The organism is Micromonospora sp. DT4, assembly GCF_049841675.1.
In the GTDB taxonomy this organism is placed as follows: Bacteria; Actinomycetota; Actinomycetes; order Mycobacteriales; family Micromonosporaceae; genus Micromonospora.
On record NZ_JBNCKT010000157.1, the window covers coordinates 1 to 9,858 of the forward strand.

Sequence of the window (9,858 nt, forward strand, 5' to 3'; positions counted from 1 at the left end):
CCTGATGCTCGCGCCGCCAGATCGCCATCTTCAACGCGTCCAACGCGAGGTCGGTGTAGAGCGACGTGGATACCTGCGGCCTCGATGACGAGCGTGGCGTTGTGGTGGCCGGGGATCTCGGCGTGGGCGGTGATTTCGCCGCCCAGCTCCGCGCAGCGGTCGGTGATCTGGTCGTACTCGGTGGTGATCTGTTCCAGCCGGGCGGCGTCTGCGTCATCCAGGGGTCGAGCTCGGACGGCCAGGTCGGCCCGCTGCTGACGCTCGGCGGTCCAGGTCAGCCTGTCGGGTGGTGGGCGTCCTGGTAGGTGTCGAACCGGCTGCGCAGCTGCGCCGTCCGCGTCGGGGTCGCGCCGGTGGCGCCCCGGGATGAGCTGGTCAGCGTCTCGTAGCGGGCCTGCTGCTGCGGGGTTCGCCCACGGGCCTGGCGGTACGGTCCAGCGGGCTGAGGGTTCCCGAGCTTGTCCAACGCCTCCAACTCCCGGTACTCATCCACGATGATCACGTCGATGGGATGCCGGGAAGGATCGAGGTAAGTGGAGGACACAGGGTGGACCTTTCGAGAGTGCCTTGGTGAGAAGGCGCTCCCGGCGACACCTGCGTCAGTCGCCCGACCGTGACGGTAGGGGGAGCACCCACAACGAACCAGCGTTCATGGGTCTCACCTCCTCGGGCGGTGTCTCGGTCGACTGCGAGGTACAAGCCCGAGCGGCAGCGCGTCCAGCCTTTATGCCGTTCACCGCAGCATGGCGTGGGTCATCCGGCGCGTGGCCACCCACATCGCGATCGAGCCGAACGCGACGAGATAGACCACCGCGATCAGCAGGTGCCAGCTGAGATGGCCAGCGCCGGCTCCCGAACGAGCTCGATGCTGTGGTAGAGCGGCAGTGCCTGGATGAAGGGCCGCACCGCCTCCGGAGAGACCGACAGGGGATAGAACGTCGTCGCGAACAGGTACATCGGCAGCATGAACAGTTGGATGTACTGGAAGTCGGGGGAAGTCCCGTTGACCCTCGACCCGGTCGAGGCCCGAGCATCGCCGCCATGAACGACCAGTCCGCACCCGACCCGACCATGACCCGGATCGTCGAAGCGGTGCAGCTCGGCCAGACCGGCGCGACCGCCGAGGCCCGTGAGCTGCTCACCGCGCTGTGGGACGAGATCGGCCCCTGCGGTGACGCCCTGCACCGCTGCACCCTGGCCCACCACCTCGCCGACCTTCAGGACACCCTCGATGCGGAACTGCGCTGGGACGAACGCGCCCTGGCCTCCGTGTCCGAGCTGACCGACGAACGCGCCCAGCGGCACCTGTCCTCGCTGCGGGTGCGGGCGTTCCTGCCGTCGCTTTATCTCAACCTCGCCGACTGCCACCGGCGACTCGGCAACGCCGGCCAGGCATGGGAGTACCTCGCCGGGGCCCGCGAGCACCTGGCGCGGCTACCGATCGACCCGTACGGGGAGATGATCCGCGCCGCCGTCCGTGACTTCGTCGCAGACGACCCGACCGACCACCGGCGGCGGTAGCGGCCCGTCCCGCGCACGGCGGGTGGGTCGTCAGTCCCCCGGCGGTGCGACGGCCGCCCGGTACGCCTGCGGTGAACGTCCGTAGCGCGCACAAAAGAGGCGGCTGAAGTGCGCTTTGTCCGCGAAACCCCACCGGGCGGCGATGAGGTGGGCCGGCTGCCGCGCGTACAGCGGGTTGCACAGGTCTCGTCGGCACCGCTCCAGACGCTTGGCCCGGATGAGTTCGGCGGGCGTCGTCGCCTCGCCTTCGAACAGGCGGTGTAGGGACCGCAGGGAGATGTGGTGGGCGGCGGCGACGGTACGGGGGCTGATTTCGGCGTTGTCGAGGTGACGTTCGACGAAGTCGACGACGCGGACGCGTAGCGCGGTGTGCCGTGCCTCCGGCGACAGGGCGCCCTCGATGTCGAGGCGTTGGGCGAGCGTGGCGGTGAGCAGGTCCAGCGCCACGCCGCCCAGCATCCCGGCCTGGTTGGGCTCGTACTGCTCCGGGTGCGCCGCGATGCTCCGCAGATGCTGGACCAGCAGTCCACCGACGCCGAGGTGTGCCGGCATCGGTGTGGCCAGCAGACGGCGGAGTCGGTCCGGCGGCAACGGCAGCGCCGCGTAGGGAATCTGCACGGTGATCGTGGTGGCGAGACCGGAGCCGTCCGCCCGGTGCTGGGCGATGTGCGGACGCGCGGTGTCCAGCAGGGTGAAGTGGCTGGCGGCGACGAGCGTGGTCTCGGTGCGGTCCTGGACCAGGGTGCTGCGGCCCGTCAGTGGCAGCGTGAACTGGTAGATGTCCGTCTCGGTTCTGCGGGCCAGTCCTGCGGGCCGGGTGGCGTGCAGCGAGGGGTACCGCAGCGAGGCCAACCGGATCCGGCCGAGGTCGATGGCCTGGGCGTACGCGACGAAGTCGTCCAGCCGTGCGCTGGTGATGTGCACGGGCGCGGTCTCCTGGGCGACCAGGGCGTACCAGAACTCGAACCGTTCAGGCGGCGGCAGTACCGTCGTGTCCACCACCAGGTTGGGCAACATGCTGTTCGCCTCTCCCGTGCGCGAGGATGGATTCTTGCACGCATCGACCTGTCACGGTCCTGAGCGAAGGAGCGAGGATTGTCCCCGGTAACCAGCGCCGACGTACGGGACGCGGCCGACGAGATGATCAGGGTGCTCACGCCGCACCGCGCCCGCGACTGGTCAATTCCCGCCGGCACGTTGAGGTGGAGCTGCTGGACCACCGCCGCGCACGTCGCGCACGACCTGCTCGCGTACGCCGGCCAGGTCACCGGTCTCGCGACGGACGCCTACCTCCCGTACGACCTGCAGGTCTCCCCCACGGCGAGCCCGGAGCGGGTGCTCGACGTGGTGCGTGCCTGCGCCGGGCTGCTCGCGGTCGCCGTCGACGCCGCCGAACCGACCGCGCGGGCCTGGCACTTCGGCCCCTGCGACCCGGCCGGCTTCGCCGCCATGGGGGTGGCCGAGACGGTCCTGCACACTCACGACATCACCATCGGCCTCGGTGTGCCGTGGCGGCCGCCGCAATGGCTGAGCGCGCTGGTGCTACGGCGGCTCTTCCCGGACGCCCCGCCCGGCGACGCGCACGACGTGCTGCTGTGGATGACCGGTCGTGGCGAGTTGCCGGGTCGGGAGCGGCGTACGTCCTGGAGTTGGCGCGCCGCGCTGGACTGACCTGTCTGCCGGCTGGACGGGGGGGGGGGGGGGGGGGCGGCCCCCCCCCCCCCCCCCCCCCGCCCCCGTTGCCGTCCAGGACGTAGACCGGCCTGTCGGGTGGCCGACAGCACACGCCGAAGCCTGTGGATAACCCGGCAGATCCTGTGGACAAGGCTGGATACGGCACTAGCCGCCTGTGGACAACGGTCGACCCAGCGCAGGGATGCGGTCACTATTCGTCACTATGAGTCGTACCCCGCTGCCTCGCCCCGCGCTCCTCCCCGGCCTCAGCCGGCTCTGGCGGGATCGGCACACGCTGCAGATCGGCCTGGGCCCCGGGCCCGCCGCGCTGGTCGAGTTGGCCAACCCGCGTACCGCTCACCTGCTCGATCTGCTGGACGGCAGCCGCAGCGAGCGGGACGTGCTGGCCGAGGCCAGCGCCGCCCAGGTGGCCGCCGACGATGCGCGTACGCTGCTGGACGCCCTGCGCGCGGCGGGCCTGTTGGTGCCGGCGCACACCCTGCTCCCACGCGACCTGGCCGGGCCGGTCCGGGCCCGGCTCGCCGCCGAGGCCGGAGCGTTGGCCCTGGTCGCGGCCCGGCTTCCCGGCACCCCGGCCCAGGTCCTGCGTCGCCGGCGGGCCGCGCGGGTGCTGCTCACCGGCGCCGGAGCCCTCGGCGCGCCGCTGGCGGTGGCGCTGGCCCAGGCCGGCGTCGGACAGGTGATCCCGCACCTCAGCGGCCTGGTACGACCGATCGACCTGATCGGGACGGGCATTACCGCCGCGGAGCTGGGTCGGCCGCTGGCCCCGGCGATCCGGACGGCGGTCGACCGTGTCGCGCCCGGCACCGGCACCCACCCGGTCCGGGCCGCCCGGGTGGACCTGGTGATCCAGTTCGGCGCGGACCGTCCACCCGCGCTGCTCGCCGCCGGCCTGGCCCAGCGTCGTCAACCGCACCTGGTGGTGACCCTCCGCGAGGGCGTACCGGTGATCGGGCCGTTGGTGCGTCCACCCGCCGGGCCATGTCTGCGCTGCGTCGAGCTGCACCGAGCGGACCGCGACCCGGCCTGGCCGGGGCTCGCCGCCCAACTGGCGTCGGCGCAGCCGGTGGCCGCCGGCGCGACCGGCACCGTGTTCGCGGCGGTCGGGTACGCGGTGGCGGAGGCCCTGGCGCACCTCGACGGCGGCCAACCCGAGACGCTGGGGGGTGCCATGGAGATCTCCGGCGCGGGCCGGTTCCGTCGCCGGGGTTGGCCGCCGCACCCCGCGTGTGAGTGTTCGCGAAGCCGGGTGTGCGCACCAGCCCGGCCGCACAGCAGCAGCGGAGCCCTCCGGTCGGTAACAATGACGAAGTGACCGACATCCCGCGCCGGGCCGTGTCCCGGACCGCCAAGCTCGCCGCTCTGCCGCTCGGCTTCGCCGGCCGGACCGTCCTCGGCATGGGTAAGCGCGTCACCGGGCTCGCCTCCGACGTCATCTCGGCAGAGATCCAGCAGCGCACCGCCGAGCAACTGTTCAGCGTGTTGGGGCAGCTCAAGGGCGGGGCGATGAAGTTCGGCCAGGCGTTGTCGGTCTTCGAGGCGGCCCTGCCGGAGGAGATCGCCGCGCCCTACCGGCAGGCGCTGACCAAGCTCCAGGAGGCCGCGCCGCCGTTGCCGGCCGCGAGCGTACACAAGGTGCTGGCCGAGCAGCTCGGCCCGGACTGGCGCGACCGGTTCGTCGAATTCAACGACACCCCGGCCGCCGCGGCGAGCATCGGGCAGGTGCACCGGGCACGGTGGCGGGAGCCGGGGTACGGCCCGTCGGGCGAGCCGAACAGCCGCGACGTGGCGGTCAAGATCCAGTATCCGGGCGCCGGTGACGCCCTGCTCGCCGACCTCAAGCAGCTCTCCCGGCTGGGCGGGATGTTCCGCGCCATCCAGCCCGGCCTCGATGTGAAGCCGCTCCTCGTCGAGTTGCGCGAGCGGATCACCGAGGAGCTGGACTACGAGCTGGAGGCCGAGTCGCAGCGCACCTTCGCCGCCGCGTACGCCGACGACGACGAGATCTTCATTCCGGAGGTCGTCTCCGCGTCGCCCCGGGTCCTGGTCACCGAGTGGGTGACGGGCACCCCGCTGGCCGACATCATCCGCGAGGGCACCGAGGAGCAGCGGGACGAGGCCGGTCGGCTGATGGCCACACTGCACCTGTCCGCGCCGCAGCGGGCGGGTCTGCTGCACGCCGACCCGCACCCGGGCAACTTCCGGCTGCTGCCCGACGGCCGGCTCGGCGTGATCGACTTCGGTGCGGTGGCCCGGATGCCGGAGGGCACTCCGGAGCCGATCGGCCGCATCGCCGGGCGGGCCCTGCGCGGCCACGCGGACGGGGTGGTGGCAGGGCTCCGGGACGAGGGGTTCATCGGCGCCAACGACGAGATCGACGCCGAGGGAGTCCTCGACTTCCTCCGCCCGATGCTGGAGCCCATCGCCGCCGATGGGTTCCGGTTCAGCCGGGCCTGGCTACGGGCCGAGGCGGCGCGGCTGGCCAGCCCCCGATCCCCCACCTACCAGTTGAGCCGGCAGCTCAACCTGCCACCGTCGTACCTGCTCATCCACCGGGTGACGCTCGGTTCGATCGGGGTGCTCTGCCAGTTGGAGGCCAAGGCCCCGTACCGGAGCATCCTGGAACGCTGGCTGCCCGGCTTCGCGCCGGTCGCCTGAGGATGTGAGGAAGGGCGGGTGCCGGTCGGCACCCGCCCTTCTGCGTGGGGTGGTACTAGAGAACGCCCAGGTCGCGCGCCGACTGCTTGCGGCTGTTCATGGCGACGGTACGGGCGGAACGGGTTGCCTCAGTGCTCGTGGTGGTACGACCGGCCTGAGGCCGGCGCATTCGAGCCCTGGTCAACGCTTCGTGGAGTAGTTGCATCTCGAAGGCACCACTCGGAACGTTCAACATCGTCTTCTCACTCACTGCCGATGTGGCACCGGCGTAGTTGGAACGGGTCGGGAACATGTCAGGCCGCCAGCCGGACCGCGCCACGCACCTCGGACAGCCCACTGGCCGCCAGGCGCGCCTCGGCCTCGACCCGGAGCGCGACGTCACGAGCGACGTCCTCCTTGCGCGGACGGCCACGGGGCCGCTTGCGCGGAACGACCGCGCCACGCTCGAAGATCTCGCCGCCCCAGACGCCCCACGGCTCCGCTCGCTCCACCGCTCCGGCCAGGCACTCGACGCGCAGCGGGCAGTCCCCGCAGAGCGACTTGGCCAGCTCGAGCTCGGCGGGCGAGTCGGAGAACCACAGGTCGGGGTCGAACTTCCGGCAGGGCAGGTTCGCCTCCAGCTCGACGCTCACATCGAGGGGGGCCAACGCCAGACTCATCTCCCGGTCACCTCTCTCTCACTTCGATCTCGTGGATCGCATTCCGACGTACTTCGGCGGGGCAAAAAACTGAGGCCGCGGATCCCGGTAGCGGGTTCCGCGGCCTCAAGGTGAGCCGGTGTCTGAGGATCAGACCGGTCTACCTCGAGGTGGAACGCCGCAGACATCCGTGCGCTTCTTGGCGCCATCGATGCCCATGCCCGTGATGCCACTGGTCCCCTCGACTCCGGCATTCGGCGCAACGGTCAGGTTCAGCTCGGCCTGAACCTGGTGCACCTGCGGAACCGACGGTCGTGCGGCCGCGAGGGCCACCCGGACAGCCGACAGCGGAGCGTGGACAGACGGCATTGCCGTCAGACGCTCATAGGTGAAGATCTCCACGGTGCCACCTCCCTCACGTTCCTCGAATCGACTGGACCAACCCCCGTGAGCAGCCGGAATGGCGCCGCTCGCGTGGTGTGTTCTGAGGCTATTCCTCGCCCGGGGGCGAGGGCAAACGAATTTACGACGAGATTTCGAAAGTTTTCTCCGGGCAGACGTCGTCCACCCCCGCGCCCCCCACGAGCGCCAGCACCGACTCCCCGTAGAGGCCCAGTTTGCGAGGACCGATGCCGGCGATGGCGATCAACTCCTCCGGCCGCCCGGGCCGTCGCTCGGCCAGCGCGGTCAACGTGGCGTCGGTGAACACCACGTACGCCGGGACCTTCTGCGCGCCGGCCACCCGCTGCCGCCACTCGCGCAGGCGTTCGTGCAGCTCGTCGTCGATGTCGGACGGGCAGGTGGGGCAGCGACCGAGCTTCCGGTCCGGGCCGGCGAGCAGGGTGGCGCCGCAGATCCGGCAGGACACGATCTGCGTCCGACGCCGTTCGGGACGGCGCGCGGGACCGGTGGAGGCACCGGCCCGCTCGGCGCCACCGGAGCGGTCGAGCTGGGGCAGGAACCGCGAGGGCCGCCGGGCCCGCCCGCCCGGCGAGCGCGCGGCGGCGTACGACAGCCAGAGCCACTGCCGGGCCCGGGTGATCCCGACGTAGAGCAGCCGGCGCTCCTCCTCCACCTGCTCGACCGTCTTGGCGTACGTGGTGGGCAGGGTGCCCTCGGCGAGGCCGACCAGGAAGACGGCGTCCCACTCCAGCCCCTTGGCCGAGTGCAGCGACGCCAGCGTGACCCCGTCCACCGTCGGCACGTGCTGCTGGGCGGCCCGGCGGGCCAGCTCCTCGGTGAAGTCGGTGAGGGTGACCGGGCGCTCCACCGACGCGGCCTCGCCGATCGGCACCACTTCGGGCGTGGCGGCGTACTCCTCGGCGAGCTGGACCAGCGCGGCCAGCGCTTCCCAGCGCTCGCGGGCGGCGCCGCCGGCCGGGGGCGCGTCCGGCGCCCAGCCCACTGCGGTGAGCGCCTCGACCACTGCGGTCGGCAATGGGGTCTCCCCGGGAATCGAGCGGGTGGCCGACCGCAGGGCGACCATCGCCTGGCGCACCTCGGTCCGCTCGAAGAACCGCTCCGCGCCCTGCACCACGTACGGCACGGCGGCCTCGGTCAGCGCCTTCTCGTACGCCTCGGACTGCGCGTTGGTCCGGAACAGCACGGCGATCTCCTTCGCCGGGGTTCCCGCGTCGATCAGCGACCGGCAGCGCGCGGCCACCGCGTTCGCCTCGGCCGGCTCGTCGGTGAAGATCCGCAGGTCGGGTTCCGGGCCCGGAGGGCGTTGTCCGCTCAACTCCAGTCGCAGCCGCGCCTCGGTGCCGCGAGCCTGGGAGATCACGGCGTTGGCGAGCCCGACGACCTGCGGGGTGGAGCGGTAGTCCCGGACCAGCCGGACCACCGTGGCATTGCGGTGCCGGCGCGGGAAGTCGACCAGATATGCCGACGTCGCCCCGGTGAACGAGTAGATGGTCTGGCTGGCGTCGCCGACCACCGTCAGATCGGTGCGGCCGCCCAGCCAGGCGTCCAGCAACCGCTGCTGGAGCGGGTTGACGTCCTGGTACTCGTCGACCACGAAGTGCCGGTACTGGCCACGGACCTGCTCGGCGACGTCCGGGTGCTCCTCGATGCCCCACACCGCGGCCCGCAGCATGTCCTCGAAGTCGATCACCCCGTTGGAGCGCTTGAGCTGCTCGTACGCGGTGAACACCTCGGCGACCTTCGCCGGCTCGTGTGGCGTGTCACGCAGCGCGCGGGCCGCCGCTACGACGTAGTCCCCTGGCTCGACCAGCGACGACTTGGCCCACTCGATCTCGCCGGCCAAGTCCCGCGCGGCGGCCCGGTCGGTACGCAGACCGACCCGGGCGGCGGCGAGAGTGACCAGCCGCACCTTGCTGTCCAACAGTTCGGGCATGGCACGGCCGGCCAGCAGGCGGGGGGCGAAGTAGCGCACCTGGCGCAGCGCGGCGGCGTGAAATGTCCGCGCCTGGACACCGTGCGCCCCGAGCAGAGTGAGACGGTGTCGCATCTCGGCGGCGGCGCGGGCGGTGAAGGTGACAGCGAGCACGTGCCGGGGCGAGATCTCGCCGGAGAGCGCCCGGTGGGCGATCCTGGAGGTGATCGCGCGGGTCTTGCCGGTGCCGGCCCCGGCCAGGATGCAGACCGGGCCGGCGGGTGCGGTCACCGCGGAGCGCTGCTCCGGGTCCAGCCCGGCGAGTACGCCTTCCGACGCTGAATGAACCCCCACAACCAGGAATCATCTCAGCTCCCCCGGGTGTTGTAGCGGACAGCCTCGGCTTGATCGGCAAGCCGTCGGCCGGAGCAGCCGGAGGATCAGATCATGCTAACGATGTACTCCACTCCCTGGTGCGGCTACTGCCACCGGCTGAAATCGCAGCTCGACCGGGAAGGCGTCGGGTATGAGGTGGTCGACATCGAGCAGGACCCGAAGGCCGCGGACTTCGTGATGAGCGTCAACGGCGGCAACCAGACGGTGCCGACGATCCGCATAGTTCCCACCGGCGGCGGAGACGAGATCGTGCTGACCAACCCCTCGATCGTGCAGGTCAAGAGCGCTCTGGCCGAGGCCGGCATCGGTAGCTGACCGAACGCTTCATGACCGCGTACGCGGCCCAGTAACAGCAGGAAGCCCCGGTGGTGAGCCGGGGCTTCTGCGTCGGTCTGAGCGGCTGGTCAGGCACTCTCCGCCTCAGCCTTCCATTCTGACCAAGAGGGGATCGTCAGCGATGGTCAGCACGTCCTTGACCGAGCGACCGAGCCGATCGAGCTTCCACACGCAGAGGGTGTCCCCGGAGCGTGCCCAGTCCAGTTATTGACCCGTAACCCAAATGGTTTGTGATCGTTTGGGGTGTATGGGCGTTACGGTGCGGGACGCGCGTCGGCT

General features: G+C 71.3%; 12 protein-coding genes. 5 read left to right on the plus strand and 7 right to left on the minus strand.

The annotated features are described in order from the left end of the window. Window positions 1-274: 274 nt before the first annotated feature. The gene (locus ACLQ24_RS26940; protein ID WP_425894518.1) at window positions 275-544 is read right to left on the minus strand and encodes a hypothetical protein; all 270 of its coding nucleotides are present in this window, start codon (window positions 542-544) and stop codon (window positions 275-277) included. Between the two features lie 272 nt (window positions 545-816). Beyond that, a complete protein-coding gene (locus ACLQ24_RS26945; RefSeq protein ID WP_425894520.1) occupies window positions 817-966 on the minus strand; it encodes a hypothetical protein in 150 nt (49 codons plus the stop codon). A 75-nt stretch (window positions 967-1,041) separates the two neighbouring features. On the opposite strand from ACLQ24_RS26945, the gene ACLQ24_RS26950 reads away from it, so the two are divergent. Next, entirely contained in the window at window positions 1,042-1,521 is a 480-nt protein-coding gene (locus tag ACLQ24_RS26950; RefSeq protein ID WP_425894522.1) for a hypothetical protein, read from the plus strand. A 30-nt stretch (window positions 1,522-1,551) separates the two neighbouring features. On the opposite strand, the gene ACLQ24_RS26955 is transcribed toward ACLQ24_RS26950, so the two are convergent. Then, on the minus strand, window positions 1,552-2,538 hold the full coding sequence (locus tag ACLQ24_RS26955) for a helix-turn-helix domain-containing protein (RefSeq protein ID WP_425894524.1): 987 nt from the start codon (window positions 2,536-2,538) through the stop codon (window positions 1,552-1,554). Window positions 2,539-2,616: 78 nt separating this feature from the next. Between ACLQ24_RS26955 and ACLQ24_RS26960 the strand changes: the two genes are divergently transcribed. The 3 genes from ACLQ24_RS26960 to ACLQ24_RS26970 all read left to right on the plus strand — a co-directional run bounded on the left by ACLQ24_RS26960 (window position 2,617) and on the right by ACLQ24_RS26970 (window position 5,874). Further along, entirely contained in the window at window positions 2,617-3,192 is a 576-nt protein-coding gene (locus tag ACLQ24_RS26960) for a maleylpyruvate isomerase N-terminal domain-containing protein (protein ID WP_425894526.1), read from the plus strand. A gap of 226 nt (window positions 3,193-3,418) precedes the next feature. Next, window positions 3,419-4,531, plus strand: a complete 1,113-nt coding sequence (locus ACLQ24_RS26965; RefSeq protein ID WP_425894528.1) for a hypothetical protein — start codon at window positions 3,419-3,421, stop codon at window positions 4,529-4,531. Then, the gene (locus ACLQ24_RS26970) at window positions 4,528-5,874 is read left to right on the plus strand and encodes an ABC1 kinase family protein (protein WP_425894530.1); all 1,347 of its coding nucleotides are present in this window, start codon (window positions 4,528-4,530) and stop codon (window positions 5,872-5,874) included. Before ACLQ24_RS26965 ends, ACLQ24_RS26970 begins: the two co-directional genes overlap by 4 nt. A gap of 293 nt (window positions 5,875-6,167) precedes the next feature. On the opposite strand, the gene ACLQ24_RS26975 is transcribed toward ACLQ24_RS26970, so the two are convergent. The 3 genes from ACLQ24_RS26975 to ACLQ24_RS26985 form a co-directional block, all read right to left on the minus strand. Further along, window positions 6,168-6,533, minus strand: coding sequence for a WhiB family transcriptional regulator (locus ACLQ24_RS26975; protein WP_425894532.1), 366 nt, complete (start codon window positions 6,531-6,533; stop codon window positions 6,168-6,170). A 129-nt stretch (window positions 6,534-6,662) separates the two neighbouring features. Further along, complete coding sequence (locus ACLQ24_RS26980) at window positions 6,663-6,914, minus strand: hypothetical protein (RefSeq protein ID WP_425894534.1); 252 nt, start codon at window positions 6,912-6,914, stop codon at window positions 6,663-6,665. 121 nt (window positions 6,915-7,035) lie between these two features. Then, complete coding sequence (locus tag ACLQ24_RS26985) at window positions 7,036-9,201, minus strand: ATP-dependent DNA helicase UvrD2 (protein ID WP_425894536.1); 2,166 nt, start codon at window positions 9,199-9,201, stop codon at window positions 7,036-7,038. Between the two features lie 93 nt (window positions 9,202-9,294). Here ACLQ24_RS26985 and ACLQ24_RS26990 point away from each other — a divergent pair, with 93 nt between their 5' ends. Beyond that, window positions 9,295-9,558, plus strand: a complete 264-nt coding sequence (locus tag ACLQ24_RS26990) for a mycoredoxin (protein ID WP_425894538.1) — start codon at window positions 9,295-9,297, stop codon at window positions 9,556-9,558. A 105-nt stretch (window positions 9,559-9,663) separates the two neighbouring features. On the opposite strand, the gene ACLQ24_RS26995 is transcribed toward ACLQ24_RS26990, so the two are convergent. After that, the gene (locus ACLQ24_RS26995) at window positions 9,664-9,783 is read right to left on the minus strand and encodes a recombinase family protein (RefSeq protein ID WP_425894540.1); all 120 of its coding nucleotides are present in this window, start codon (window positions 9,781-9,783) and stop codon (window positions 9,664-9,666) included. Window positions 9,784-9,858: the final 75 nt, after the last annotated feature.